This is a genomic window from Sulfurospirillum sp., assembly GCF_036802865.1.
Lineage (GTDB): Bacteria > Campylobacterota > Campylobacteria > Campylobacterales > Sulfurospirillaceae > Sulfurospirillum.
The window spans coordinates 570,634-596,198 of sequence record NZ_DAIRVK010000001.1 but is presented as its reverse complement, the minus strand read 5'-3'; the positions used below and the strand labels follow the sequence as shown (position 1 = coordinate 596,198).

The following is a 25,565-nucleotide window of genomic DNA, read 5'->3' as shown; positions in this document are numbered from 1 at the left end:
GTTTATTAACTTGGGATGGTATCTTCAACGCTCTCTGGATGATCCAATGCACGTTTGAATTTTTTCATATCAATTTGTTTGTCCCAAACACCAACAAAAACAGTTGCAACAGCATTTCCACACAAATTACCAACCGCTCTCATTTCACTCATAAATTTATCGACACCCAAAAGAACTGCAACTGTTGCCACAGGAATGGCTCCACCCATAGCAGACAATGTCCCCGCAAGAATGATAATCCCTGAACCCGTTACACCAACAGCACCTTTTGAGGTCACCATTAAGATAAGAATAATGCTCATCTGTTCACTCAGGCTTAACGGTACATTAAACGCTTGAGAAAGGAAAATAATCGAAAGTGCCAAATAGATATTGGTACAGCCAAGGTTAAACGAGTAGCCAGTAGGAATAACAAGACCTGTTGTGCCTCGGCTAACACCTGCAGATTCTAATCTTCTCATTAATGGCGCGAGCGCTGCTTCACTTGAAGAAGTTGCAAAAACGATCAATACCTCTTTAGAAATAAAACGCATAAATTTGAAAACATTGATTTTATAGAACCATAAAATAATGCCTAACACACCAAAGGTAAAGACAAGAACCGAAACAAGCATAACACCCAATAAATTTGCCATACCAATGAGTGAAGCGATACCAAATTTACCAATTAAAAATGCCATCGCACTAAAGCTTGCAATAGGGCTTGACCACATAATCAATGTTAAAATTTTAAAGAAAAAGTTTTGAGCTTTTTCTAATGGCTTTAAGATAGCAGATTTATGCTTCCCACCAAATGCCGAGATCAAGATTGCAAGGACAAGTGCCATGACCAACACTTTAAGGGTGTCACCTTGAAGAAACGGTGTAATAGGATCTGTTGGGATGGCATTTTTAAGAATAGTCCATGCCGACCCCACTTCTTGCTTCACTTGTGTAAAACTTTCAACGCTCGAAGCATCCAAGGAGTCAACCGAAAGATTCATTCCCGCCCCTGGACGAAGAATGTTGCCAAATAAAACACCAATGGCTAAAGCAAATGTACTGACTATTTCAAAGTAAATGAACGCTTTAATACCAATTGAGCCAACCTCTTTGAGACTTTCAAGTCCAACGATACCCGTAATAATGGTTAAAAAGATAATCGGCCCCACCAGCCATTTCAGCACTTGAATAAACCAATCAATACCGGGTTTTGCTTTAACTGCCATTTGAGGATCAAGGATACCGAATGAAACGCCTGCGATAATTGCCACTACAACCCAAAACGCTAGACTTTTAAGGGTGTAATGTTTCCAGTCTTTTTTATGTCCCTTTTTTTTGCTTACACTACTCAACGAAGACCCTTTATACTTTAAACCCATTCCAAGCGCTATAAACGCGTACTTACTGCTACATAAACTTAGATGTATTTGCAAAGTTTTTTATGATATATTCATTTATTATGCCATAGCAAAAGAGATTTTAATGAGATTTTTTAAACAAAAGAGGGAAAGAAGTGTTAAAAAAGAAGATGGCAATGAGGTATTTGTAACACCTCATTGCCTTATTTAAGGTTTGATTAACCTGGAATTGCGTCAGCAACACTCTCTGGGTGATCAAGTGAATATTTGAATTTCTCCATATCAATTTGTTTATCCCAAGCACCGACAACAACAGCAGCAACGGCATTGCCACACAAGTTACCAACCGCTCTCATCTCACTCATAAACTTATCAACACCAAGAAGAACAGCAACCGTTACCACAGGAATTGCACCACCCATAGCAGAGAGTGTACCTGCTAGAACGATAAAGCCTGATCCTGTAACACCAACAGCACCTTTTGACGTAATCATCAAAATAAGAATGATGCTCAACTCTTCGCCAATCGTCAATGGAATATTGAACGCTTGAGAAAGGAAGATGATTGAAAGTGAAAGATAGATGTTTGTACAATCAAGGTTAAATGAATATCCTGTAGGAATAACAAGACCTGTTGTACCTCTGCTTACACCTGCTGCTTCAAGACGACGCATCAATGGCGCTAATGCTGATTCACTTGAAGAAGTTGCAAATACGATCAATACCTCTTTATAGATAAATCGCATAAATTTAAAGATGTTGATCTTAAAGATTGCCATAATGATACCAAGTACACCAAAGACAAATACAATAACAGAAACAAACATAACACCCAACAAACTTGCCATGTTAATTAATGAAGCAACACCGAATTTACCGATCAAAAATGCCATTGCACTAAAAGAAGCAATAGGACTTAACCACATTAAAATCGTTAAAATTTTGAAGAAAAAGTTTTGAGCAGTTTCAAGAGGTTTAAGAATTGCCGCTTTATGTTTTCCACCAAATGCAGAAATTAAAACAGCAAGTACAAGAGCCATTACAAGAACTTGCAGTGTTTGACCATTTAAAAATGGTGAAATTGGATCACTTGGGATTGCATTTTTAAGAATAGACCAAATAGAACCTACATCACCTGTATTGGTGGTGTATTTAGCCACACTTTTTGCGTCCAATGACTCAACAGAGAGGTTCATACCCTTTCCAGCACCTAGTATATTACCGAAAAGTACACCAATTGCTAAGGCAAAGGTACTCACAATCTCAAAATAGATAAACGCTTTAAGCCCGATAGAACCTACTTCTTTCAAACTCTCAAGTCCAACAATACCTGAGATAATCGTTAAAAAGATAATTGGTCCAACCAACCACTTAAGAATTTGAATAAACCAGTCGATCCCTGGCTTTGCTTCGATTGCCAATTTTGGATTGATCATACCAAGAGCAATACCTGCAATAATTCCAACAATAACCCAAAAAGCTAAACTTTTAATCGTATAGCTCATCCAGTTTTTCTTTTTTACAACAGTCTCTGTGTGTTCCAAGAAAGATCCTTTATATTTTAGATGAGTCGATTATAGTTAAAAATTATGTCTAACTTATGTAGGTTTACATGTAAACAGGTTAGTGACATTTATTCATATAAAAAACGTTACAAAAAGGAACAAACTATGTTACTTTTTTTCTGATTCCAATTCTAAAGCCAAAAATTTCCCCGTATAACTTTCAGATTTTTCAGCATCTCTAGCCACATCAAATGGCGTTCCCATCGCTATTATACGCCCTCCATAACTTCCGCCTTCAGGTCCCATATCAATCATATAATCTGCATTTTTAATGACATCCATGTTGTGTTCAATGACCAAGACACTGTTACCCATATCTGTGAGATGATGTAACACTTTTACCAGTCTGTCCACATCAGCGAAGTGTAAACCCGTCGTTGGCTCGTCTAAAACATAGAGTGTATTGCCTGTGTCTTTTTTGCTAAGCTCTTTAGCAAGTTTGATACGTTGCGCTTCACCACCACTTAGCGTCACGGCATTTTGACCTAACGTGATGTAGCCTAAACCAACATCAACCAAGGTTTGCACTTTTTGGTGAATTTTAGGAATGGCTTTGAAAAATTCATATGACTCATCCACACTCATACTGAGTACATCAGAGATGGACTTACCTTTGTATTTGATCTCCAAGGTTTGTGCATTGTAACGATGCCCTCTACAACTATCGCACTTGACCATGATGTCGGGTAAAAAGTGCATCTCTATCTTAATCTCTCCATCGCCTTGACACTTCTCACAACGTCCACCTTTGACGTTAAACGAGAAACGCCCAACGCTGTAACCCCTTATTTGCGCCTCTTTGGTTTTAGCGAACAGCGCTCTGATTTCATCCATAACGCCTGTATACGTGGCAGGATTAGAGCGTGGTGTTCTACCAATCGGACTTTGATCAAGGTAAATAACTTTATCAAGTTGGTCTAAACCGATGCACTCTACACCAGCCACTTTGTTAACCTTTTTGGCACGGTTGAGATACTCTTTGGCAACAGGAAGCAGGGTTTGAAGGATGAGTGAACTCTTACCACTACCACTCACGCCTGTAATCGCCACGAGATTGCCCAGAGGAATTTTCACATCGAGGTTTTGGATGTTGTTGATGGTGACATTGTTAAGCTCTATCCAACGCTCTTGTTTGCGGTTTTCACGGTAGTTAATAATCTTAGTACCATTGAGGTATTGCGCTGTTAATGTATTGCTTTTTAAAAGTTCTTCATTGGTACCTTTAAAGACCACTTCGCCACCAAATTTACCAGCACCAGGTCCAATGTCCACGATAAAATCCGCCGTTTTAATGGTCTCTTTATCGTGCTCCACGACAATGACAGAGTTACCTTTTTTTTGTAAACTGCGAAGGGTGCGGATGAGCTTCAGTGTATCACGTTCATGTAGTCCAATGCTAGGCTCATCTAAAACATACATAACACCTGTCAAACCGCTACCGATTTGCGATGCAATACGAATACGCTGTGCTTCACCACCGCTAATAGTCCTCGCATCACGCCCAAGACTAATGTACCCAAGCCCTACATCAAATAAGAAAAAGAGTCGCTCTTTAATCTCTTTTAAAATAGGTTCTGCGATCATCTTGTGTTGTGCTTTCATCGAAGCAAAGTTTTTCTCATCTTGAAAAAATGCCAAACATTGATCTATCGGGAATTCAAGTATATCAGCAATATTTTTCTTAGCCAAACGTACGCTCAAACTCTCTTTTTTGAGACGATACCCAGCACACGTATCGCAGGTTTTCTCACTCATATAATCGCCTAGCTCTTTTTCATCTTTGAGCATATCGTATGCGATTTTAATGACGCCATCCCATTTACGCGTCAGTTTGTGCTTTTTCCAAAAGAAGGTCGCCTCTTCTACGCCACCGTGCAAAATAGAGCGTTGTTGGTACTCTTCCAATTCTTCATAGGGAATACGTGTATTAATACCTGCTGCTTCGCAATACGCCGCTAAGAACTTCGCATAGAAACTCTTGTTAAACCCGTAAAATATTTTGATTGCACCCTCATCAATACTCACATGTTCATTGATGATTTTTTTAAGATCAAGCGTGTAGCGAATGCCCAAGCCATCGCATGTTGGACATGCTCCTTTGGGTGAGTTAAATGAAAAAGAAAGAGGCTCCAACGGTTCAAAACTAATCTTACAATCAAAACAGGCTAAATGCTCACTGTAGTGAATGTGTGACGTTGGAAGCCCTACTTCATCGGCATTGGAAATGTCAAGTTCGACTTCACCATAACTCTCCAACAGCGCTTTTTCAATGTCGGTTGCAATACGATCCCTGTTTTCATCACGCACGACCACACGGTCAATGATGACTTTAATCGTATGTTTTTTAGTTTTAGCAAGCTCTATCTCTTCATCCAAACGCACCATAACACCATTGATAAGTGCTCGCACATACCCTTTATGGCGAAGTGACTCGATCATATCTGCAAAGCTTCCCTTTTTCTCACGCACAAGGGGCGCTAAGATAGAAAGCTTGGTCTCTGGTGGAAGTTTTAAAACCTGCTCGATGATGTCAGCCACCGACATTTGAGAAATTTCTTTGCCGCAAAGATGGCAGTGCTGTTTTCCAACCCTTGCATAAAGCAAACGCAAATAATCATAAATTTCGGTAATCGTTCCCACCGTTGAACGTGGGTTTTTGCTCGTTGTCTTTTGGTCTATCGCGATGGCAGGCGTTAACCCTTCGATCTTTTCAACGTCAGGCTTTCCCACACGATCTAAAAACTGCCTCGCATAAGACGAAAGGGATTCGATGTAACGGCGTTGACCTTCAGCATAAAGCGTATCAAACGCCAACGTACTCTTACCACTGCCACTCAGCCCAGTAAAAACAACCAGCTTGTTTTTGGGAATTTCTAAATCGATATTTTTAAGATTATTCTCTTTAGCACCGTAAATTTTTATCATAGGACATTTATCTCGCTCAAAATTTTATTGACTGTTAACACAAACATAATGACATACAAGATCAAAAGGGCACGTTTTTGCACCTTTTTTTCAACATGTTGGGATAATTTAACCCCAAAATAGACACCGATAAGTGAGCCAATGCCCACAGCAACACCTGCAGAATAGTCGACTAAACCATTTGCTGAAAGGCTAATAAACCCAGAGATAGAACCAAAAATAATAAAAAAGAGTGTCGTTCCAACCGCCTTTTTAATATCCCAATTCATAAAGCCCACAAGTACAGGCGTTAAAAAAATAGCCCCACCCGTTCCTGTACTAATCGCAATAGCACCGATAACAACGCCCACGACAAAAAGCAAAACTTTCGACTCATTTGGCGTACTTTTTGGCTCAATAGGTGCTGTAAAAAATTTATAAATTGACATCAACAAAATAACAGCAAAAAGAATTAAAAGAGCAATTTGGGGTAAAGCTTTAACAATAAAGCCACTCACAGCCGCACCAAAAAGTGCGCCAATGCCTAAGAAAATTCCACTATTTAGTTGAAGTACGCCACCTTTATAATTGACGTATGAACCAAACATAGAGCTAAATATCATCTGCATGACAGAGATGCCAATTGCCATTTTAATGTCATAGCCAAGATAGATGAGTGCAGGCACTAAAATTGTTCCGCCACCAATGCCAAAAAACCCCGATGAAAATCCAACTAAAATCCCAAAGAATGCGAGCCCCACTAACATATATGCCAACTTTAATTATAAGATGTTAGATTGTACTTGAAGCGCTCTTAATAAACCATTTAAAAGAGTTCCTAATAAACTCTTTTAATCACGACTCTTAAGCAAAGCTCAAGAGCCTACGTTAGCCACTGTGGCACTAAAGCTTGCCTCTTACGAGGCGGAAAGTTTGTGCATTTTGAAATAGAGGAGATCTTCACATGTAAATGTTTTACATGTGAAGACAAAATGAATTATTTACGAGAGAGTTTATACCCAATGGCAAGAAGTGCTATCCATGCAGGAATGAGATAAACAGAAATGTTAATACCATCAATGAAAAGCATAATGACTAAAATCGCCACAAAGAAAAGTAAGCAAAGAATATTGCCAAAAGGGAACCAAAAGGCTTTAAATTTAGGTTCAACACCCTCTTTGATCTTCGCATAACGAAATTTAAGATGCGCAAAACTGATCATAAACCAGTTGACTACAAGGGCAGAAACAACAAGCGCCATCAAAAATTTAAACGCATCTTCTGGCATAAAGTAGTTAAGCACCACACAAAGCCCTGTAATGAGGGCAGAGAAAAGTACCGCATTGACAGGAACACCTTTGCTATTAAGGCTCATAAGCATTTTAGGTGCATTGCCTTGTGCCGCTAAACCGAAAAGCATACGAGAGTTTGAGTACACACCACTGTTGTACACAGAAAGTGCCGCTGTTAAAACGATGGCATTCAGTACATGTGCGATGAAATTTTGATTGATAGTGCTAAACACCATTACAAAAGGCGTTACTTCTTTGGTCATATTCATCCACGGCATGAGTGAAAGAAGAACAGCCAGTGCGCCAATGTAAAAAATCAAGATACGGTAAATGACTTGATTGGTCGCTCTTGGGATGGTATGACTTGGATCATCCGTCTCAGCTGCAGCAATACCGATAAGCTCAAGCCCACCAAAGGAGAACATGATGAAAACCATAGCCATCAAAAAGCCTTTAATGCCATGCGGAAATAATCCACCCTCTAAAGCCCAAAGGTTGCTAAAGTGTGCACTCTCACCACCATTTCCACTCACAAGCAAATAGCTACCAAAAGCGATCATAGCGATAATAGCTGCTACTTTGATAATGGAAAACCAAAACTCAAACTCACCGTAAATGCGAACATTCACAAGATTTACAAGGTTGACTAAAACAAAGAAAAACGCAGCAGAAGCCCATGTTGGAACATTTGGAAGCCAAAAATGCACAAATGTACCAATGGCGGTAAGTTCTGCCATACCCACTAAAACGTAAAGAATCCAGTAGTTCCAGCCTGAAGCGAAACCTGCAAATGGATGCCAGTATTTGTTTGCAAAATGGCTAAATGAACCTGCGACTGGCTCTTCGACGACCATTTCGCCCAATTGTCGCATAATCATAAATGCAATAAATCCACCCAGTGCATACCCTAAAAGTACCGCTGGACCTGTAAGTTGTACGGTTGTAGAAACCCCTAAAAAAAGGCCTGTACCAATAGCCCCACCCAGCGCAATAAGCTGAACGTGTCTATTTTTCAAACCTCTTGAAAGCCCTTTTGTGTGCATAAAATTCCTTCAAAAAAATTAACGCGTCATTGTACCGTTTTTCAAAAAAAATATCACAATGAGGTGATGAAAAAATAGACTGCCTTTTGCGGGTTACATAAAAGTCTCATAGGAGATGTAAAGAAATTTCCCTTCTCAAAAAGGCTTTATCTTCTTAGTATTTCCTTTAATATACAATTTAAATAATTTAATCTATAATGTGCCAACAGTGCATATCAAGGGGAGAGTGAATGAAAGAAGCCGTCATTGAAGCCACACACAATTTTTGTGAAACTATCTTATGTGAACTACCGCAAAAAGCAAACACTTCTGGCAACTATTTTTACGGCTCCGCCATCTCCATTCTTGAAAACGATGTGGAACATACATGGTATCTCTTCTTTGAAAAAGAGGTATTAGGAGATATTGCATACAACCTACTCTTTGAAGAAAATCTCTGTGAAGATGACCTCGATGACCTTTTAAAAGAGATCGCCAATCAAATCATAGGCTCTGCCAAAGTGCTTTTAGAAGAAAAATACCCCAACAATACCTACCATCTCAATGTTCCCGAATTTATGGGCAATGTCTGTGCTCCTTTTCCTATAGAGCTTAAAGATACACACCATTACCTCATCAAAAACAGTAGCTTTGTCATCGCACGTTAACACTTCAATGTAAACAAAAGAAACAACCCTTAAACGAATTCTCTGCATTTTATACCCAACTCTTTTTCTTAAGTCACCTCTTTGTCTAGTTTTGTATAATCAACTTCTTTTAACCATTGTCTGTGGGGGTGCCGAACGTATGGCTGAGATAATACCCTAAGAAACCGTTAATGCGGTTTCACGAACCTGATCTGGGTAATGCCAGCGTAGGAAATAAGGAGATAAACGCATGAGTAAAGTACTCGACAATCTTGAAAAAATAGATTCATCTTACATTCAAAACTTCCCAAGCTCTAAGAAAATTTACATCCAAGGCTCACGCTCTGACATTCAAGTCCCAATGCGTGAAATTACACTCAGCCCTACTTCGCTTCGCGATGGCACTTTTGAGGAAAACCCACCCCTTCACGTGTACGACACTTCAGGTGTTTATACCGACCCTAATGTCAAGATCGACCTACACAAAGGTCTAGCACCACTTCGTGCCACATGGATTGAAGAGCGTGCCGATACCGAGCAACTGGATGATTTTAACTCTGTCTATTTTCACAAACGTCACGATGACACTGAACTAAACGCCCTTCGCTTCCCTAACCTTAAAAAACCACGTCGTGCGCTCAAAGGCAAAAACATCACTCAAATGCACTATGCACGAGCTGGCATCGTCACACCAGAGATGGAGTATGTCGCCATTCGTGAAAACTGTAATCTTGAAGAGGCACGCAAAAACAAACTCTTAGGCGCGCAGCACAAAGGCGAGCATTTTGGGGCAAACTTACCAGAGGTTTACACGCCTGAATTTGTACGCCAAGAGATCGCCGCAGGACGCGCAGTCCTTCCCCTCAATGTCAATCACCCCGAAGCCGAACCGATGATAATAGGTCGTAACTTTATGGTCAAGATCAACGCAAACATAGGTAACTCCGCTACTACCTCATCCATCGAAGAAGAGGTCGAGAAAATGCTTTGGTCAACCCGTTGGGGTGGCGACACCGTGATGGATCTTTCTACGGGTAAAAACATCCACGAAACCAGAGAGTGGATACTCCGCAACTCTGCTGTGCCTATCGGTACCGTGCCTATCTATCAAGCGTTAGAGAAAGTCAATGGCATCGCCGAAGACCTTACATGGGAAGTCTATCGTGACACCCTCATCGAGCAAGCCGAACAAGGGGTGGACTACTTTACCATTCATGCAGGCATTCGTCTTGCTTACGTGCCTATGACGGCGAAACGTCTTACCGGCATTGTTTCTCGTGGTGGGTCTATCATGGCAAAATGGTGTCTGCACCATCACAAAGAGAGTTTTTTATACACTCATTTTGAGGAAATCTGTGACATCATGAAAGCCTATGATGTCGCCTTTTCACTTGGAGACGGCTTGCGCCCAGGCTCACTTTATGATGCCAATGATGAAGCACAATTTGCTGAGCTTGAAACCTTGGGAGAACTCACCAAAATCGCATGGAAACACGATGTGCAAGTGATGATCGAAGGTCCAGGACACGTGCCGATGCAAATGATCAAAGAGAACATGACCAAAGAGTTAGAGGACTGTTTTGAAGCGCCCTTCTACACACTTGGACCCTTGGTTACCGACATCGCTCCGGGGTACGACCACATCACCTCAGCTATCGGCGCGGCGCAAATCGGTTGGTACGGCACAGCGATGCTCTGCTACGTGACGCCAAAAGAGCACTTAGGCTTGCCAAATCGTGAAGATGTCAAAGAAGGCATCATCGCCTACAAAATCGCCGCCCACGCCGCCGACCTCGCCAAAGGCTTTCCGGGTGCGCAAATCCGTGACAACGCCATGAGCAAAGCGCGCTTTGAATTTAGATGGTACGACCAGTTCAACATCGGCTTTGACCCAGACCGAGCCCGTGAATACCACGACAAAACCTTGCCCGTTGAAAGTGCGAAAGTCGCGCATTTTTGCTCCATGTGTGGACCAAAATTTTGTTCCATGAAAATCTCGCAAGATGTACGTGACTATGCCGCTAAAATTGGTGCGGAAGATGTTACAGTAGCCCTAGAAAAGGGCATGGAAGAGCAAGCCCAACACTTTAAAGAAACAGGTGGACAGATTTACCAATAAATCGTTTTAGCCCTTGGCTTTCAAGGGCTAAACTCCTCATTTCTGCGTTACAATACTGCTAAAACAATTTTACATGTAAAGATAAAATATGAGCAAAAGAATATTCAAAAAAAGATTACCCCAATTTTTAGAAGTTCATACTAAAAATAATTTTGCAGAAATTACTTTAAACTGTGGAGCTATTGATTTACTTAAACTTGTTCCTCTCAATAATCAAAATAATTTTCCTTATGAATTTTCTGAAGTCTTTACGGACGATGATTCTGATAGCCTTTGGAAAAGCCCGTATGTTGTACTTTACATTCCCAACCATTCATATCTTATGTATGAAATAAAAGATAAAAAAATTCTTCTTTGGGTTTGCTATACAGAAGATGAGTCACGAAATAATGGTTATATGACTTTATTGCTTGAAAAGTTAATTTCCATGTATCCTAAAAAAATGATTTTTGTTGATACAAATTCAAATGAGTTATTGCATGTATGCAAGAAGCTTGGTATTAAAACTTAATCAGCTTCACTTTTCCTCTTGAAAACAAGAGCTAGCCCTACACTTCTTGCGTTATAATACCACTAAAAAAACTTTACAAGTAAAACAGTTTTATGAAGGGCATGAAGATGACTATTGAAAATAGCGTTACATTGGATATTGCAAAAAAAGAAGAACTACCTAAATTTAAAAAGGAGTTGCAAGCATCCTTTGCAGTGGCAGTCATTGAAACTTTTGATTTTACCTTAGATGGGCCGATTCCCTCAGATGAAGATATTGAAGCCTCTTTCAATGAATCAGGTGCGGTTATTTATCATATACTTGCTAACGGGGAAAAAGTAGGCGGTGCGGTAGTGACGATCAATGGACTAACACACCACAATGCACTCTCTTTTTTCTTTATCTACGTCAATGCACACGGCAAAGGCATCGGTACGCAAGCATGGAAAGCCATCGAAGAAAAACACCCTAACACAAAAGTTTGGGAAACGCATACGCCTTATTTTGAGAAACGCAACATCCATTTTTATGTTAATAAATGTGGCTTTCATATTGTTGAATACTTCAATAAGCATCACATCGATACCCATGCACCATGTGACCACAACCTTCCAGAAGATGAAGATTTTTTTCGATTTGAAAAAACGATGAATGTAACTTAAGTATTATCACAAAAGCTTGCCTCTTTCGAGGCAAAACTTTTAACTTTTAGACATTATGGCTGCTTCATACTTATCAGGAGTGATTTCCAAGCCTGTTTTTTTGTCAATTAACACAATATCTGCAACTTCTTTCGTTTGAATATTGACAATTTGACTCATTGGCTCATTTGACTCAATATGTTTGCTACTCCACTGCATCATCATCATGAGAACAGGCGATAAATCTTGTCCTTGTGGCGTTAAGATATATTCAAAACGATTTTTACTCTCTCCATACTGCTTTTTTTCTAAAATTCCAGACTCGACAAGCCCTTTTAGTCTTCTTGTTAATATATTGGTAGCAATTCCTAAACTTTTTTGAAATTCATCAAACCTTTTATACCCTCTAAAAGCATCTCGAATGATTAAAAGACTCCACCACTCTCCTATATGGTCTAAACATCGAGCAATAGGGCATTGCATATCATTATAGTTTTTATTTTTCATAGCATACTCCAATTTGCTTGCATAATGAAAGTAAGTGTGTTATACTTTCATTATGCAAGTATAACACACTATGGTTAAAAATATGGAGACACAATGAAAGCATTTATGATCAATAAATATGGCAAAAATAGCAAAGGACACATTAATAATATACCAGAACCAGTGGTAGGGGAAAATGATGTACTGGTCGAAGTCCATGCGGCAAGTTTAAATCCTCTCGATTTTAAAATAAGAAACGGCGAATTTAAAATTATTTTGCCTTATAAGACACCACTTCTCCTAGGACACGATGTCGCTGGCGTTATTGTTAAAGTTGGCTCGTGCGTACAACACTTTAAAGTTGGTGATGAAATTTATTCACGACCAAGAGATCATAGCATAGGATCATTCGCCGAATTCATTGCGATACACGAAGACGATGTTGCACTAAAACCCAAAAACATAACGATGGAAGAGGCTGCTTCGATTCCACTCGTTGGATTGACTGCTTGGCAGGTACTCGTTGAAAAAGCTCGTTTAAAAAAGGGAGAGAAAGTTTTTATTCAAGCTGGGGCTGGAGGCGTTGGAACATTTGCTATTCAACTCGCCAAACATTTGGGAGCAACGGTTGCTACAACGACCAGCAGTGCCAATAGTGATTTTGTTAAAAACTTGGGTGCAGATGTTGTTATTGACTATAAAAATGAAAAATTTGAAACAATTTTGAGCGATTATGATGTGGTTTTAAATAGCCAAGATGCGAATACTCTCGAAAAATCTTTAAGCATCTTAAAACAAGGTGGCAATGTTTTTTCAATTTCAGGACCACCCACTCCTGAGTTTGCTGAAGCGTTAGGCAGTCCGTGGTTTGTAAAATTAGTGACTTATGTGTTAAGTAGATCCATTAAAAGAAAAGCCAAACAATTGGATGTTGGTTTTGATTTTGTTTTTATGCGAGCAAATGGAAAGCAATTGAGCGAGATAACCGCTTTAATTGAAGCAGGTGTCATAAGCCCAATTGTCCATAAAATCTTTGCATTTGATGAGATTAATGAGGCGATGGCGTATGTGGAAGAAGGGCATGTTCAAGGTAAAATCGTTATTAAAATCAAAGGAAAATAATATGAAAATGACACAAAATACAATTCTTATAACAGGCGGTGCAAGCGGTATTGGTTATGAGCTTGCGCGTCAGTTATGCACTACCAATACGGTCATCATAACAGGACGAAATCAAGAAAAACTTGAAAAAGTAAAAAAAGAGTTAAAAAATGTTGAGATATATCAAAGTAATGTCTCAGACCCAGCAGAGATCAAAAAGTTGTATGAATATATCTCAAAAGCATTTCCAAATTTGAATATGTTAATGAATAATGCTGGGGTTTCCAAAAAAATAGATTTACAAACCGATACAGATTTAGTAGATCTTACGCTTGAAGTTGAGACAAATCTCAATGGACTTATGCGAATGTGTGTGCAATTTCTACCGCTTTTAAAACAACAAAAAACAGCAGCAATTGTGAATACCAGTTCTATTTTATCGATTGCTCCGATAGCAAAATCGCCTGTTTACTGTGCAACAAAAGCGGCAGTGCATTCGTTTACACAGTCATTGCGTATTCAATTACAAGATACCAATATAAAAGTTTTTGAACTGGCACCACCTGCAACAAGCACTCCTATATTGGATGCATTTTGCGAAGAAGAACGAAAAAATTTGCATGCGATGGATGTAACTAAACTTGTAAGCAAGGCAGTTGATGGAATGCTACAGGACAAATTTGAGATTAGACCAGGGTTAAGTTCGCTCGTTAAAAATATCAATAAAATTTCTTCAACACTCGCTCTCAATATGATGAATCGTTAACGCAATATCCAATGATTTTAGGTTAAAGTATTTTACTTTAACCTAAAAAGGAAAAGCTACTCTCGATAGGTTCTATTGTATCCCTCTAATTTCTTTACATGTAAAAAAGAGAAACCAAAAGAAGAATGTAAAAGTTAAAAATTTATCCCCGACCTCTTTTCTATTTTATTATGTGGTAAAGGGAATATGGGACTATTTTTTCAAGCTTTGCAACGTACTTGATTTTTTTTGTGAATACTTTTATAATGAGTAAGATTTAACTTTGCACGAGGTTTTTATGTCTTTAGAAATTTTTATTTTTTTAGCTTCTGTTCATGCTTTAGCGCTGATTTCTCCTGGTCCAGATTTTGCCATTGTTACGCGTCTTTCAATCGTTTCAGGTCGAAGAACAGGTTTTTTAGCGGCATGTGGTGTTTCAAGTGCTATTGGAGTTTATGTACTGATTTGTATTTTTGGTCTTTCTGTCATAATAAATGCATTACCAAATCTTTCTAGTATTTTATCGTTTATCGGTGCAATTTATTTGGCATGGCTTGGCATCCAATGTATCCGCTCCAAAGGACAACTCCCCGAAGCAAGCACAAACCAACATGGAGGAAAAGCCTTTATTACAGGGTTTTTTACCAATCTCTTAAATCCAAAAGCAATGCTCTATTTTGGTTCAATTTTATCTCAAGTCTTACAACCAAACCTTGAGACATCGGACATTGCTCTTGTGGCAGGCTTATTAATTGGAGAGTCATTGCTTTGGTTTAGTTTTGTTGCTGTCATCTTCTCCTCTCCTCATGTGCTAGGGTGGTTACGAAGTCGTCTTGTTTGGTTTGATAGAGCTGTAGGCGTCGTGTTGTTAGGTATGGCTATCAAAGTTGCCATGTCAACGTCTCGCTCATAATTCATACACAAAAAAAGATAAGGAGTTGAAAGTTTAGCTCCAATTTCTATTTTTCACAATGAACATACTCTTTTGTTCTATGGACTGTTTGGAAAATGCTGGACGCCTTTGTGCTGCTTATCGTAGAGCAATCCTATACTCTACGTTATCTCCTTGCGATATGTGCAGTTCTACAATCTTGTGACTTATCTGTTTAACAGCGTAAGGCATCGCGACCTGTGATAAAAACAAAAGCACCTTTTTCAACACATTTCTCAGCTGTAGCTAAACCTATCCCCCAAACTTCCCCATAATAAGAACCATTTTCCCTTCTAATGATTTTTGCATCTCAAACTCCTTAGGGTGTATTTAGTGTTACTTTCTCTTCTTTGATCGGTAAATTAACAATGGCTGCTAAGAGAGCCAAAGCCATATCTAAGTACCACATCCACGAGTAATCGCCATGGTGATTCATAAAAAGCCCGCCTAACCAAGCACCGAGGAAGCCTCCAATTTGGTGTGTTAAAAGCGTTAATCCAAACAAGGTTGCTAGGTATCTTGTACCAAAAAGTTTGCCAACAAGACCTGCCGTTGGAGGAACAGTTGCAAGCCATGTGAAGCCTAAACTGGCTGCAAAAATGTAAAACGTGAGTTCCGTTTTAGGCGAAAGCAAATAAATGGCTATCATCGCAACACGACTTGCATACATGACGGCTAAGATGTACTTCATACGGTATTTTGTACCCAAATGCCCTGCAAAAAGGCTTCCTGCAATGTTAAAAAGCCCAATGAGTGAGAGTGAAATCGCCGATACACTTGCCTCATGACCGCACAGCGCCACTTCACCGGGTAAATGTGTCACTAAAAAAGCAATATGAAATCCGCAGGTAAAAAAGCCTGCATGTAAACAGAGATAACTTTTATCTTTGAATGCCTGATAAATTTGATGCGATAGTTTTAATTCATCTGCGTGTGAAGCCTGTTTGGTAGCGAGCTTTGCCTCTTTGGATGGCTTTAACACATACGCCAAAGGAATGGTCAAAAGTGTTGACGCTGCCAACGTAAACATGGCGGACACCCAACCAAATGCGCTAATCATCGCTTGCGAAAGTGGCGCAAAGACAAACTGCCCAAAAGAGCCACCCGCATTAATAAATCCACCCGCGAAAGCTCGTTTATTGGCAGGTAATTGTTTGGAAGTCGCACCAATTAAGATAGAAAAACTCCCTGCTCCCGCACCTGCGGCACTGAGGATACCAAGGCTTATAATAAGCCCAAAATCAGACTCAACAAAAGGGGTTAAGGCAAGACCAAAAAAGAGCAACAGTGCGCCTGCTATAAGGACACCTAAAGAGCCTTTCTTGTCAGCAACAGCACCAAAAAGAGGCTGCGCCAATCCCCACATAAATTGCCCAATGGCGAGAGCAAAACTAATGGAGACGATGTCAAGCCCTAAAGAGTGGTTTATAGGTGCTATAAAAAGTCCCAATGATTGGCGCACACCCATCGTGATCGCTAAAATAAGTGCCGATGTGATGATGAGTATCCACGTGACATGTTTGGAAGCAAAAGACATGATATCTCCTTTTATAGTGTATATACACTATAAAATATAAAAAATTTTACTCGTTTAACTTTGTCAGAATTTCCGACAACTCTGCTATATCATGTTTCCCTAGTTTTTGCTCTATCTCATTTTGCGCTTTTTCCCAAAGAGGTTTGCCTTGTATAAGGAGTTGTTTCCCTTTGTATGTAACTTGGATTTCTCTGTTGCGCGTACTAACATCCGAAATATCTTCGATAAGGGCTTGATCAAAAAGTGGTTTGAGCGTTCGCACAAGTGTGGTACGCTCCAAACCTACACGGAGTGCTAGATCACTCACACTGCACATCTCCAATTGGTCTATGTTTAAAAGTAGCGAATATTGATTGATACTAAGCCCTGTAGGCTCTAAAATAGCATCGTACATGGCAGTCATGGCATTGGCAACACGCCTAAGATTAATGCAATAACATGCGCTTTTTTTTCGTTGCACGCTCATGCTCAACTCCTGTTTTCGTGTATATACACCATTTTGGCATATTTACCATACTTTTGTCAAGCCTCATGCCTTTAAATTCTTTTGCAAAGGAAGGCTACATTTTCACTTCACGCCATGATGCGGATTACTCTCACCTCTTGGAATTAACGTATTCATATGTTCTCCACCCACAAAATAGGCTTTTCCAAACCCAAACGTCGCTTCTCCATACACGGTTTTAAACTCATAAAGGTTGAAGTCTGTCATTTTTTTAAGTGTCTCGACCATCTTGGAGTCAAATTTCTCTGAAAATAAGCCCAGTACCATCTCGAAACGCTCACTACCTCGCGCTATTTTGACGCTTTCGCATTGAAGTGAGACACGTTTTCGGGCAAAAAGATTGCTTGTTTTGCTCTCATCTTCTGCAAAAAAGAGTGAAGCTTTTGGGTTGGCTTGAAGATTTTTTGCATGGGTGGCGATGTCAGAAATATAGACGTAAAAACGGTGATTGTCGTGCACATACGGGGCGTAAGAGCTAAAGGGGTGGTTATTTTTGTCGAGTGTTCCAATGATGGCGGTTTGAATGTTTTTTATAAATGTTTGCATACGCTCTCTTTTTTGATTTCATTGTAGCACGAAAGAGTAAATCTTTTGGCTCTTATTTTCGTTACAATACCTTTTTAAAAATCGTTACATGTAAAGAGTCTTTACTATGAATATCGTCATTGCGATCTTGTCAATTTATGTTTTTATTCTCTTTGGGTTTATCGCTAAAAAGGTTTTTAAAGATCAGATACAAGAGCGCGGTATGAGTATCATCACCGTCTATTTTTTGCACCCTATTTTCTCGTTTTGGGGACTTTCTACCAAACCCATCACACTCTCTTTACTGCAAGTTCCCCTTTATTATGTACTTATCTCATGTGTTGCGATTGCGCTTGGGGTTATTTTTGCACGCATTTTTTTCAGCAACGACAAGGAAAAAGCCATCATGAGCATCGCCGTAGCCCTTGGCAATACAGGCAATCTTGGCATTCCTTTGGGCATTGCGCTCTTTGGTGAGGATTCCATCATCTACACCAGTATGATCAGTGTTGCCAATACTTTTATGACCTACACCTTGGGTGTTTTTTTCTACTCAGGAGGTACCTCAAACCTCAAAGCATCACTCCTTAACATCATCAAACTTCCCGTTATCTGGGCTGCATTTATCGCCCTTGCACTTAATTTTGCACACATCACCATTCCTCCTTCCATTTTTAAATCTTTAGAGATGGGTGCGTACTGCATGATCGTGCTTCAACTCATTGCTTTTGGTATGTATTTGTGCAATGTCAAAATCAAAACACTCAACATCAAATTGCTTTTACATGTCAACCTTGTTAAGTTCATCATTGCGCCTATGCTGAGTGCGTGGATACTTTTTTACCTGCTCCCACTTGAGCCTTATGTCTCAGCAATTTTGTTGGTTCAGCTCATTATGCCTTTAGCCCTAAACAACATCAATGTGGCGGCAATTTATGATTGTAAACCCATCGATGTAGCTTCCTTGGTCTTTTTCACCTCGTTTGTTTTCATCCCTTATCTTATGTTTATCAGCTATCTTCTAAACTATTTTCATATCGTTTCACTCTAAAATTTATTTTTTTTATAGCTTTATTTGCCTCGCTTAGCAGTATAATTTCATGTTTATTTTATCTGTGCTATCCAAAGGAAACTGTATGATTGCTAGTCATCTTGGTGTATCTCCACGTATCGACCCTACTGCGTTTATCGCTCCTAATGCTATGGTGTATGGCAATGTCACCATTGGTGCGAACGCTCGCATCTTGTTTGGGGCACAAATTATTGCAGAAGGTGGAACAATTTGTATCGGTGAAGAGTGTGTTATCATGGAAAATACCGTACTCCGAAGCCTCGACAACCACCCGTTAACGATCTCAAACAACTGCCTCATCGGACCTCATGCCCATGTTGTTGGTTGTCACCTAGAAGAAGAAGTTTTTGTAGCGACCAATGCCTCTGTGTTGCATGGTTCACACGTTGGTGCGCGCAGTGAAATTCGTATTGGTTCTGTGGTTCACATCAAATCGCATCTTAAACCAGACAGTATTGTGCCTATCGGTTGGGTTGCCGTTGGCAATCCTGCTTCCATTCTTCCAACCGAAGAACATGAATGTATCTGGCGCATCCAAAAACCACTCAATTTTCCCCTCAGCGTTTATGGACTTAATCGTGATGAAGCGACAACCAAAAAAGTTACCCAAAAACTCTGTGCAAACTTAGCAAGTTTGAAAGAAGCGTAAAAAGATTCATTAGACTTTTTGGTATAAATGAGTGATTTTTACATAATCGTAAAAGTCACTCAACAGTAAATAGCGCATACCAATGTCAGAAAAACGTTTCAGAACAACTACATCACCCGCATTGTAAAGATTTGCCACATCCAAAAATTCGTGAGGATAACGCTTTTTCTCAAATGGGTACTCTAAAAAACACTTCATAAAATTTTCAAAAAGATTGTTAATGATAAGCTCTTTGGCAGGGCTAGGTGTATGCAAATAGTCTTTGACTTTTTCAAACTCCCTGCAAATATACTCTAAACATTGTTGCATGAATCACCACTTAGACAAGCATTGATAGTATGAGGTATAGGCATGTTTATATGCAAAAGAGCATTAAGCTTTGGAATATCAAAACCGCATAACTTGACTTCGCCTATTTGCAACAATGGACGACGAATCAAGATAGGTGTTTTTAGCATTGCATCAATGAGGCTCTCTTTCGTGTAATCCTCAAGTTTAAACGTTCCATCCTTAAGCTTTGGGGCAAAAGGATTGAGCATCTCTTCAAGGCTAAGTCCTTTAAAAAAAGCTTCTAAGGTAGGTTTATCCCACGATGTATCCAAAAGACTACGCACATCAAGGCTTATGCCATGTTCTTTTAAAAGTGCCTTTTGACGGGCATTGCCACTACAACCTGTTTTTTCGTAAAAGATCACCTGTTTTAAGGTATGCAAAAACATCGCTTCTCCTTGCTTTCATAAGACTTATGCAAAAGCTATGCCAAACATCATAGCACTAAAACTTAGCTTTATAACTGACCTTACACACTCTTTGCAACTTTGCACAAAATAAAAAGGCATTAGATGCTAGGCAGATTTTTGAGTCATAGCTAAAGCTATGGCGATAAAATCTAACGAAGCAGATGATGTCTTTTTATTTTGCCCCTATGGGGGGGGTGAGCTTTAATCAACGCATAAGCGTCGTTAAAATGACTTCGATTTGGCTTTAGCCAAACCTTTGTCACTTCGCCTTGCTTCTGCATTAATTAAAGCTCATGCAAAGTTGCAAAGAGTGTGTAAAGTCAGTTAATAAACAATTTAAACAAAATAAACTATAATAAGACGTATATACCAAGGTTTGGAAGAGTTTTTGCTTTGCTAGGTTAACTCATCTTTAAAGGAATAGCATTGGACGCAGTCGATCAAGAATATGTCGCACGCAAACTTCTCTCTGGGTTTGAAAATCTTTTAGATATTAGTGTAGATTTTGTTGCAGAACTTGGTACGACCAATATTACGATTCAAAAACTTTTAAAGCTTGAAAAAGGCTCGGTCATTGACCTTGAAAAGCCTGCAGGGGAAAGTGTTGAACTCTACATTAACAATAAAATTTTTGGTAAAGGAGAGGTTATGGTCTATGAAAAAAACCTTGCTATCCGTATCAACGAAATTTTAGACTCAAAAACCGTCATCCAATACTTTAAAAAAGAGAACGTATGAGAATTTTCTTCGCACTCTTCGTGTTATGGTCATGGGTAAATGCTTCTAATTTATTAACCTACAACGTCTATGAACGAAGCGATCGTGTCGATGTTATGCTCTCCTTTGATGCACCTCATGAAGGTGGTATTTCACAGAAAAATGATGCTACATCTATCACACTAACCATCAATGATCTTGGGTATGATAAAATGATCGAAAAGAGTATTAACTCTAATATTATTCAAGAACTCACCATCATTCCAGAAAAAAACAATACCCTTAAAGTGGTACTCAAAAGCGATAAAAAAGTAAGCGTTGTTGCCTCCAAAACGGTGGATGGCTTCGGTCTTCGTATTCGAAGTAGCATTATGCAAGCACCCACACAAAGTTCTGAGCCTTCTGCAACATCACTTCCAGCATCGTCTTCTTCTTCCACCGATTTCATTGATACCCGTTACATCATTGTTATCGTTGTTTTACTTTTCCTCATTGCATTGATGCTATGGATCAAAAAACGCTTAGGTATTCAAACCATTAGACCTGCATCGGGTGCATCTAATAGTAGCGGTAAATCATGGCTTTTTAACCCAAAAACAGGCTCGCAACAAGAGGTCAATGTTCTGCATAAAAAACAGATTGATAACCAAAACAGTGTTGTTCTTTTTGAATACGGCACCATCAAATACCTTGTCATGACAGGAAATTCCAACGTACTTTTAGAAAAATTCCAAAATGGTGAAGTCAAAAATGACAACGATTTTGAAAAAGTTTTTGAAGAAAATCGTAGACGTTTGGATGAGTATCTCAAACTGCAAGATAATAAACTCAGTACCTACAAAAACAAGGCTTCTGCTGACTACACTCCCATAGACGAGATGCGTTAAGAGAAGATGAATATTGCCATCTCCATTTTGTCTATTTACGCTTTCATTTTGCTTGGATTTATGGCAAAAAGGATGCTTAAAGATGAGCTGAATGAAAAAGGGATGGTTCTTCTCACGATCTATTTTCTACAGCCTATCCTTTCGTTTTGGGGACTATCTAGCCGTCCTATTGATCTTAATCTTATGCAAGTTCCTCTGCTGTATGTCGCTGTCTGTTTAGTCTGTGTTATGGCAAGCGGGGGTATCGCGTATTTCTTTTTTAATGACGCAAAAGACAAGTCTATCGTCACCATCAGTGCTATCATCGGAAATACAAGCAATCTAGGCATCCCTTTAGGCATTGCGCTCTTTGGCGATGCGTCTATCATCTATACCAGCCTTCTCACCGTTGCCAATGTCTTTGTTGTCTATTCTTTAGGTGTTTTCATCTACTCTCGGGGCAATTCAAGCATCAAAGAGTCGTTGGTCAATATCATCAAACTCCCCGTGATTTGGTTTGCTTTTTTAGCCCTTGCATTCAATTTTTTAGATATAAAAGTAAATTCTGCCATTCTACGCTCACTGGAAATTGGTGCGTACTGCTCTATGGGTATGCAACTTCTGACATTTGGTATGTACATTTATAACATGAAACTCAAAAGTATCAACTATAAACTTCTTTTACATGTAAGCCTTTTAAAGTTTCTTATCACGCCACTTATTGCAGGTTTTATGCTCTTTATACTCTTCCCTATTTCTCCTATTGCCTCTGGATTGATATTTTTACAAATCATCGTTCCCTTAGCCGTAACGAACATTAATCTTGCTGCCTTGTACGAATGCAAACCCCTTGATGTCACGGTATTGGTTTTTTTCACTTCACTTTTATTTATCCCTTTTTTAATTGCCGTGAGCTATTTTCTGCAACACTTTAATATCGTGAGTTTCCCTTCATGAACATTAACGACAAAGATGCAAGAGTCAAATACATCAGAGCGCTTGAGCGTTTTTTGGGTAGTTGCGTTAGTGCGCTTAAGAATGAAAATTTTGATTTTAATTTATTTGTCAAACGTGCAGAAAAAGGGCTTAAGACTTTACAAAAAGTTGATCCTATAAGACTCGATTCGACCTATACCAATGGACTGCAAAATTATGCCACTCTCGTTTCAAATAGCATTGCAAACCTAGAAGGAATAGACATTGAAGAAACGCACAAACGCCTCTTAAAAGAGGCGAATTTGTTAGAAAAAGAGAAGTATCGGGGGAGTTATAAAAAAGATAAGCATAAAGCACAAGGCTTTAATGACGGTTATTGAGCGAAAAAAGTCGCTATCGTTTCACGCATCAGTGCATCGTCTTCAATGCGGTTTATTTTATCTCTAAATTCAGACGCTTCACGAAATCCTTTTGAGTATGTATGTAAATGCTTACGAAAAATGGAGTGCCCTTTCTCGCCGTAAAAATCAACCATTGCATCAAAATGCTCTAACACTATCTCCAAAATTTTTGTTTTCTCAACATGAACTAACGCATTTTGAATCTGATAAAAAATCCACGGATTTCCCACGGCACCTCGTCCTATCATCAAGCTATTACAGCCTGTTACCTCTTTGACATGTAACGCTTTTTCATAGCTTGTAATGTCACCATTTGCAATTAAAGGGATACTTACAGCCGCACGTGCTCTTGCTATGGCATGGTAGTCTACTTCCGCTTTATAAGCCCCTGCCCGCGTTCGCCCGTGCATACTCATAAAATCAACCCCTGCACTCTCACATGCTTTAGCGATCTCTTCAGGAATTTTTGTCGTAAAGCCTAAACGAACTTTTGCACTGGTATAGCGTTTATTGGAATATTTTTTAATAGTCTCAATAATTTTTTGCATGTGAGGTAGGTTAAGCAGAAGAGATGAGCCTGCTTCTTGAGAGATGATTTTTGGCACAGGACAACCACAATTAAGGTCAATCCCATCAATGCCCTCAATGTCATTAAGCACCAACACAGCCTCTTTGATAGAGTCTAGGTCTGATCCTGCAATTTGAACGATGTAAGGCGTTTCAAGTGGAGATTTTGTCAACATCTTAAATGTTTTCTCAGAACGGTAACGCAAAGCGTTTGCACTGATCATTTCAGAGAAGGTGACATCCGCACCAAATTTCTTAACAACACTACGGAAAGGAAGGTCTGTAAAGCCGGCAAGGGGAGCAAGGGCTAAAATGCCCCGCTCAAAGTCTATCTCGTGATTCATACGCGTAAAAATTTGTCGATGTCGATACTCTTACCATGATCTCTTAAGAAAAGAACGGTTTTAAACTTTACAAACTCTTCAGGATCTGAGTTGAGTAAAAGTTCACGGATTTTATCAATCATTTGAAGATCATACAGCACATATAAATACGCATCAGCGGCAATAGAACCTTTAGAGTTATACAGTTTTTCAAACAATGCGATCAACGCATCGGGTGAGAGTTTAATTTTAATTTCATGAGCAAGTTCAAGATAATCTGCACGATCTGCATTAAACTGCTCTAACATATCTTCGATCGATTTTATATCCATGTCAAAACTATCATCTGCATCCAAATAACGTTCCATCATGCGACGGAAAGTACGTTTATCTTGGGGGAAGTCATAACGTTTAATTTCATTGAAACTTGCAAAATCAATGAGTGCATCATATGCTTTTAAACATAGCTCACTGTTGAGTTCTTTACAATTTTTGAGTACCTCAAGCGCAAAGCGAGGCTCAATTTTAAGACGATTGATATTATTTTGAATCACAAGAGGATTGGTTTTAGCCAATTTGTATTTTTTAATATCTTCATAATTGCCATTTGCAATACTAACAGCAACAGCACATACTTTAGAGACATCTTCTTCAATAAATGATGTTGGAAGTGTTGCATCAAAACGCATACATTGCAACACTTTACCCACAAATTTAAAACCATCTGTTTTATAAGCGTTGTTAACATCTTCACCTAAAATACGATTTTTAGCAGCTTCTTGAAAAAGTTCAATGTCTTTTTTCAAGGCTCTTTTGTATAAAAAATCTTTAAAGTTATAAAATACCAAATGCCCAATAGATGCAATAACTAATAATACGATAGGAACAACGACCCAAAAAGCTATTGGAAGGCTCAATGAGAGACCAAACTGCTCAAGCGTATAACTTTCACCATTAAAACTATAAACAAACAGTCCAATAGCTAACATATAAATGAGTGATACAAGAAAATAGCGTTTGATTCCCATGGCTTCCTACCTACTTATTTTTTGCTGATTTTTCAATAATTTCACGGCACACAATGCAGTAACGTGCATGTGGCTTAACTTTAAGGCGTTGAAAGCCTATGTCTTCTTCGCACATTTCACAAATGCCATAACTGCCATTTCTGATTTTGTTAATTGCAAACTCAATTTCATTGAGTTCTTTCATCTGTTGTGCACTAATAGCTTGCTCAATCATACGGTCCGTGCTTATAGAAGCATGGTCTGCTTCATCACCTACATCGGTATCTTTAAGATCTTCGATTTCTCTCATAGAGTCTTCGATATTTTTTTTGATCTGGACTCTTCTCTCTTTAAGAATGTCCTCAAAATGCTTTAGCTCGTGCTCTCTCATCCTTTGTTTCCTTTAGAAAAATTGACCTGAAATAAACCTACATTAT

The 25,565-nt window shown here is 39.1% G+C and carries 27 protein-coding genes; 13 read left to right on the top strand and 14 right to left on the bottom strand.

Annotated features, from left to right (window positions below; all coding sequences use genetic code 11):
- Positions 1-5: 5 nt before the first annotated feature.
- From V7Q04_RS03055 to V7Q04_RS03035, 5 genes are all read right to left on the bottom strand, one after another.
- A complete protein-coding gene (locus V7Q04_RS03055) occupies positions 6-1,361 on the bottom strand; it encodes a cation:dicarboxylate symporter family transporter (protein ID WP_443070029.1) in 1,356 nt (451 codons plus the stop codon).
- Positions 1,362-1,558: 197 nt separating this feature from the next.
- Entirely contained in the window at positions 1,559-2,845 is a 1,287-nt protein-coding gene (locus tag V7Q04_RS03050; protein WP_333803696.1) for a cation:dicarboxylate symporter family transporter, read from the bottom strand.
- Positions 2,846-3,013: 168 nt separating this feature from the next.
- The gene (uvrA, locus tag V7Q04_RS03045; protein ID WP_333803433.1) at positions 3,014-5,830 is read right to left on the bottom strand and encodes an excinuclease ABC subunit UvrA; all 2,817 of its coding nucleotides are present in this window, start codon (positions 5,828-5,830) and stop codon (positions 3,014-3,016) included.
- Complete coding sequence (locus V7Q04_RS03040) at positions 5,827-6,576, bottom strand: sulfite exporter TauE/SafE family protein (protein WP_333803432.1); 750 nt, start codon at positions 6,574-6,576, stop codon at positions 5,827-5,829. The genes uvrA and V7Q04_RS03040 overlap by 4 nt, the downstream gene beginning before the upstream one ends.
- Before the next feature lie 230 nt (positions 6,577-6,806).
- Positions 6,807-8,144: an amino acid permease gene (locus V7Q04_RS03035; protein ID WP_333803431.1), complete on the bottom strand. Its 1,338-nt coding sequence runs from the start codon at positions 8,142-8,144 to the stop codon at positions 6,807-6,809.
- A gap of 230 nt (positions 8,145-8,374) precedes the next feature.
- On the opposite strand from V7Q04_RS03035, the gene V7Q04_RS03030 reads away from it, so the two are divergent.
- The 4 genes from V7Q04_RS03030 (at position 8,375) to V7Q04_RS03015 (ending at position 12,041) form a co-directional block, all read left to right on the top strand.
- Complete coding sequence (locus tag V7Q04_RS03030) at positions 8,375-8,791, top strand: chemotaxis protein CheX (RefSeq protein ID WP_333803430.1); 417 nt, start codon at positions 8,375-8,377, stop codon at positions 8,789-8,791.
- Positions 8,792-9,020: 229 nt separating this feature from the next.
- Entirely contained in the window at positions 9,021-10,889 is a 1,869-nt protein-coding gene (thiC, locus tag V7Q04_RS03025; protein ID WP_333803429.1) for a phosphomethylpyrimidine synthase ThiC, read from the top strand.
- Between the two features lie 88 nt (positions 10,890-10,977).
- Positions 10,978-11,400, top strand: a complete 423-nt coding sequence (locus tag V7Q04_RS03020; protein WP_333803428.1) for a hypothetical protein — start codon at positions 10,978-10,980, stop codon at positions 11,398-11,400.
- 107 nt (positions 11,401-11,507) lie between these two features.
- Entirely contained in the window at positions 11,508-12,041 is a 534-nt protein-coding gene (locus tag V7Q04_RS03015) for a GNAT family N-acetyltransferase (RefSeq protein ID WP_333803427.1), read from the top strand.
- Positions 12,042-12,080: 39 nt separating this feature from the next.
- Here the strand turns inward: V7Q04_RS03015 and V7Q04_RS03010 are convergent, their stop codons facing one another.
- Positions 12,081-12,527, bottom strand: coding sequence for a winged helix-turn-helix transcriptional regulator (locus V7Q04_RS03010; RefSeq protein ID WP_333803426.1), 447 nt, complete (start codon positions 12,525-12,527; stop codon positions 12,081-12,083).
- Positions 12,528-12,620: 93 nt separating this feature from the next.
- Here V7Q04_RS03010 and V7Q04_RS03005 point away from each other — a divergent pair, with 93 nt between their 5' ends.
- From V7Q04_RS03005 to V7Q04_RS02995, 3 genes are all read left to right on the top strand, one after another.
- Complete coding sequence (locus V7Q04_RS03005) at positions 12,621-13,628, top strand: NADP-dependent oxidoreductase (RefSeq protein WP_333803425.1); 1,008 nt, start codon at positions 12,621-12,623, stop codon at positions 13,626-13,628.
- 1 nt (position 13,629) lies between these two features.
- Entirely contained in the window at positions 13,630-14,373 is a 744-nt protein-coding gene (locus V7Q04_RS03000) for an SDR family oxidoreductase (RefSeq protein ID WP_333803424.1), read from the top strand.
- A gap of 277 nt (positions 14,374-14,650) precedes the next feature.
- On the top strand, positions 14,651-15,265 hold the full coding sequence (locus tag V7Q04_RS02995) for a LysE family translocator (RefSeq protein ID WP_333803423.1): 615 nt from the start codon (positions 14,651-14,653) through the stop codon (positions 15,263-15,265).
- 337 nt (positions 15,266-15,602) lie between these two features.
- Here the strand turns inward: V7Q04_RS02995 and V7Q04_RS02990 are convergent, their stop codons facing one another.
- From V7Q04_RS02990 to V7Q04_RS02980, 3 genes are all read right to left on the bottom strand, one after another.
- Positions 15,603-16,820: an MFS transporter gene (locus tag V7Q04_RS02990; RefSeq protein WP_333803422.1), complete on the bottom strand. Its 1,218-nt coding sequence runs from the start codon at positions 16,818-16,820 to the stop codon at positions 15,603-15,605.
- A gap of 46 nt (positions 16,821-16,866) precedes the next feature.
- Positions 16,867-17,286, bottom strand: a complete 420-nt coding sequence (locus V7Q04_RS02985) for a MarR family winged helix-turn-helix transcriptional regulator (RefSeq protein WP_333803421.1) — start codon at positions 17,284-17,286, stop codon at positions 16,867-16,869.
- Between the two features lie 102 nt (positions 17,287-17,388).
- Positions 17,389-17,871, bottom strand: a complete 483-nt coding sequence (locus tag V7Q04_RS02980; protein WP_333803420.1) for a HugZ family pyridoxamine 5'-phosphate oxidase — start codon at positions 17,869-17,871, stop codon at positions 17,389-17,391.
- Positions 17,872-17,977: 106 nt separating this feature from the next.
- On the opposite strand from V7Q04_RS02980, the gene V7Q04_RS02975 reads away from it, so the two are divergent.
- The gene (locus V7Q04_RS02975; protein ID WP_333803419.1) at positions 17,978-18,901 is read left to right on the top strand and encodes an AEC family transporter; all 924 of its coding nucleotides are present in this window, start codon (positions 17,978-17,980) and stop codon (positions 18,899-18,901) included.
- 85 nt (positions 18,902-18,986) lie between these two features.
- On the top strand, positions 18,987-19,571 hold the full coding sequence (locus V7Q04_RS02970; protein WP_333803418.1) for a gamma carbonic anhydrase family protein: 585 nt from the start codon (positions 18,987-18,989) through the stop codon (positions 19,569-19,571).
- 9 nt (positions 19,572-19,580) lie between these two features.
- Here V7Q04_RS02970 and V7Q04_RS02965 read toward each other — a convergent pair whose 3' ends face one another.
- Positions 19,581-19,880 (bottom strand): hypothetical protein, encoded by a 300-nt coding sequence (locus V7Q04_RS02965; protein WP_333803417.1) that lies wholly within the window; start codon positions 19,878-19,880, stop codon positions 19,581-19,583.
- Entirely contained in the window at positions 19,865-20,290 is a 426-nt protein-coding gene (locus V7Q04_RS02960) for an ArsC/Spx/MgsR family protein (RefSeq protein ID WP_333803416.1), read from the bottom strand. Before V7Q04_RS02960 ends, V7Q04_RS02965 begins: the two co-directional genes overlap by 16 nt.
- Before the next feature lie 447 nt (positions 20,291-20,737).
- Between V7Q04_RS02960 and fliN the strand changes: the two genes are divergently transcribed.
- From fliN to V7Q04_RS02940, 4 genes are read left to right on the top strand one after another with little or no spacing between them, the layout of a single operon-like run.
- Positions 20,738-21,049 carry a flagellar motor switch protein FliN gene (gene fliN, locus V7Q04_RS02955; RefSeq protein ID WP_333803415.1) on the top strand — a complete coding sequence of 104 codons (312 nt, stop codon included), beginning with the start codon at positions 20,738-20,740 and terminating at the stop codon, positions 21,047-21,049.
- The gene (locus V7Q04_RS02950; RefSeq protein ID WP_333803414.1) at positions 21,046-21,915 is read left to right on the top strand and encodes a hypothetical protein; all 870 of its coding nucleotides are present in this window, start codon (positions 21,046-21,048) and stop codon (positions 21,913-21,915) included. Before fliN ends, V7Q04_RS02950 begins: the two co-directional genes overlap by 4 nt.
- A 6-nt stretch (positions 21,916-21,921) precedes the next feature.
- Complete coding sequence (locus V7Q04_RS02945) at positions 21,922-22,851, top strand: AEC family transporter (RefSeq protein ID WP_333803413.1); 930 nt, start codon at positions 21,922-21,924, stop codon at positions 22,849-22,851.
- Positions 22,848-23,210 (top strand): hypothetical protein, encoded by a 363-nt coding sequence (locus tag V7Q04_RS02940; protein WP_333803412.1) that lies wholly within the window; start codon positions 22,848-22,850, stop codon positions 23,208-23,210. Before V7Q04_RS02945 ends, V7Q04_RS02940 begins: the two co-directional genes overlap by 4 nt.
- Here V7Q04_RS02940 and V7Q04_RS02935 read toward each other — a convergent pair.
- The 3 genes from V7Q04_RS02935 to dksA are packed head-to-tail and all read right to left on the bottom strand — an operon-like array spanning position 23,204 to position 25,519.
- Positions 23,204-24,142, bottom strand: a complete 939-nt coding sequence (locus V7Q04_RS02935) for a tRNA dihydrouridine synthase (RefSeq protein WP_333803411.1) — start codon at positions 24,140-24,142, stop codon at positions 23,204-23,206. The genes V7Q04_RS02940 and V7Q04_RS02935 overlap by 7 nt on opposite strands.
- Positions 24,139-25,149 (bottom strand): fatty-acid--CoA ligase, encoded by a 1,011-nt coding sequence (locus tag V7Q04_RS02930; protein ID WP_333803410.1) that lies wholly within the window; start codon positions 25,147-25,149, stop codon positions 24,139-24,141. The genes V7Q04_RS02935 and V7Q04_RS02930 overlap by 4 nt, the downstream gene beginning before the upstream one ends.
- 10 nt (positions 25,150-25,159) lie before the next feature.
- On the bottom strand, positions 25,160-25,519 hold the full coding sequence (dksA, locus tag V7Q04_RS02925) for an RNA polymerase-binding protein DksA (protein ID WP_333803409.1): 360 nt from the start codon (positions 25,517-25,519) through the stop codon (positions 25,160-25,162).
- Between the last annotated feature and the right edge of the window lie 46 nt (positions 25,520-25,565).

What these genes read in the sequence shown, in the direction of transcription:
- V7Q04_RS02980 (WP_333803420.1), bottom strand. Translation starts at nt 17,871, where the DNA reads ATGCAAACATTTATAAAAAACATTCAAACCGCCATCATTGGAACACTC.
- V7Q04_RS03050 (WP_333803696.1), bottom strand. Translation starts at nt 2,845, where the DNA reads ATGAGCTATACGATTAAAAGTTTAGCTTTTTGGGTTATTGTTGGAATT.
- V7Q04_RS02985 (WP_333803421.1), bottom strand. Translation starts at nt 17,286, where the DNA reads ATGAGCGTGCAACGAAAAAAAAGCGCATGTTATTGCATTAATCTTAGG.
- V7Q04_RS03005 (WP_333803425.1), top strand. Translation starts at nt 12,621, where the DNA reads ATGAAAGCATTTATGATCAATAAATATGGCAAAAATAGCAAAGGACAC.
- V7Q04_RS03000 (WP_333803424.1), top strand. Translation starts at nt 13,630, where the DNA reads ATGAAAATGACACAAAATACAATTCTTATAACAGGCGGTGCAAGCGGT.
- V7Q04_RS02945 (WP_333803413.1), top strand. Translation starts at nt 21,922, where the DNA reads ATGAATATTGCCATCTCCATTTTGTCTATTTACGCTTTCATTTTGCTT.
- V7Q04_RS02940 (WP_333803412.1), top strand. Translation starts at nt 22,848, where the DNA reads ATGAACATTAACGACAAAGATGCAAGAGTCAAATACATCAGAGCGCTT.
- V7Q04_RS03055 (WP_443070029.1), bottom strand. Translation starts at nt 1,361, where the DNA reads ATGGGTTTAAAGTATAAAGGGTCTTCGTTGAGTAGTGTAAGCAAAAAA.
- V7Q04_RS03035 (WP_333803431.1), bottom strand. Translation starts at nt 8,144, where the DNA reads ATGCACACAAAAGGGCTTTCAAGAGGTTTGAAAAATAGACACGTTCAG.
- V7Q04_RS02930 (WP_333803410.1), bottom strand. Translation starts at nt 25,149, where the DNA reads ATGGGAATCAAACGCTATTTTCTTGTATCACTCATTTATATGTTAGCT.
- V7Q04_RS02970 (WP_333803418.1), top strand. Translation starts at nt 18,987, where the DNA reads ATGATTGCTAGTCATCTTGGTGTATCTCCACGTATCGACCCTACTGCG.
- V7Q04_RS03020 (WP_333803428.1), top strand. Translation starts at nt 10,978, where the DNA reads ATGAGCAAAAGAATATTCAAAAAAAGATTACCCCAATTTTTAGAAGTT.
- V7Q04_RS03010 (WP_333803426.1), bottom strand. Translation starts at nt 12,527, where the DNA reads ATGAAAAATAAAAACTATAATGATATGCAATGCCCTATTGCTCGATGT.
- V7Q04_RS02935 (WP_333803411.1), bottom strand. Translation starts at nt 24,142, where the DNA reads ATGAATCACGAGATAGACTTTGAGCGGGGCATTTTAGCCCTTGCTCCC.
- V7Q04_RS02975 (WP_333803419.1), top strand. Translation starts at nt 17,978, where the DNA reads ATGAATATCGTCATTGCGATCTTGTCAATTTATGTTTTTATTCTCTTT.
- V7Q04_RS02965 (WP_333803417.1), bottom strand. Translation starts at nt 19,880, where the DNA reads ATGCAACAATGTTTAGAGTATATTTGCAGGGAGTTTGAAAAAGTCAAA.
- V7Q04_RS02995 (WP_333803423.1), top strand. Translation starts at nt 14,651, where the DNA reads ATGTCTTTAGAAATTTTTATTTTTTTAGCTTCTGTTCATGCTTTAGCG.
- V7Q04_RS03015 (WP_333803427.1), top strand. Translation starts at nt 11,508, where the DNA reads ATGACTATTGAAAATAGCGTTACATTGGATATTGCAAAAAAAGAAGAA.
- V7Q04_RS03040 (WP_333803432.1), bottom strand. Translation starts at nt 6,576, where the DNA reads ATGTTAGTGGGGCTCGCATTCTTTGGGATTTTAGTTGGATTTTCATCG.
- V7Q04_RS02960 (WP_333803416.1), bottom strand. Translation starts at nt 20,290, where the DNA reads ATGTTTTTGCATACCTTAAAACAGGTGATCTTTTACGAAAAAACAGGT.
- thiC (WP_333803429.1), top strand. Translation starts at nt 9,021, where the DNA reads ATGAGTAAAGTACTCGACAATCTTGAAAAAATAGATTCATCTTACATT.
- V7Q04_RS02990 (WP_333803422.1), bottom strand. Translation starts at nt 16,820, where the DNA reads ATGTCTTTTGCTTCCAAACATGTCACGTGGATACTCATCATCACATCG.
- dksA (WP_333803409.1), bottom strand. Translation starts at nt 25,519, where the DNA reads ATGAGAGAGCACGAGCTAAAGCATTTTGAGGACATTCTTAAAGAGAGA.
- V7Q04_RS03030 (WP_333803430.1), top strand. Translation starts at nt 8,375, where the DNA reads ATGAAAGAAGCCGTCATTGAAGCCACACACAATTTTTGTGAAACTATC.
- uvrA (WP_333803433.1), bottom strand. Translation starts at nt 5,830, where the DNA reads ATGATAAAAATTTACGGTGCTAAAGAGAATAATCTTAAAAATATCGAT.
- V7Q04_RS02950 (WP_333803414.1), top strand. Translation starts at nt 21,046, where the DNA reads ATGAGAATTTTCTTCGCACTCTTCGTGTTATGGTCATGGGTAAATGCT.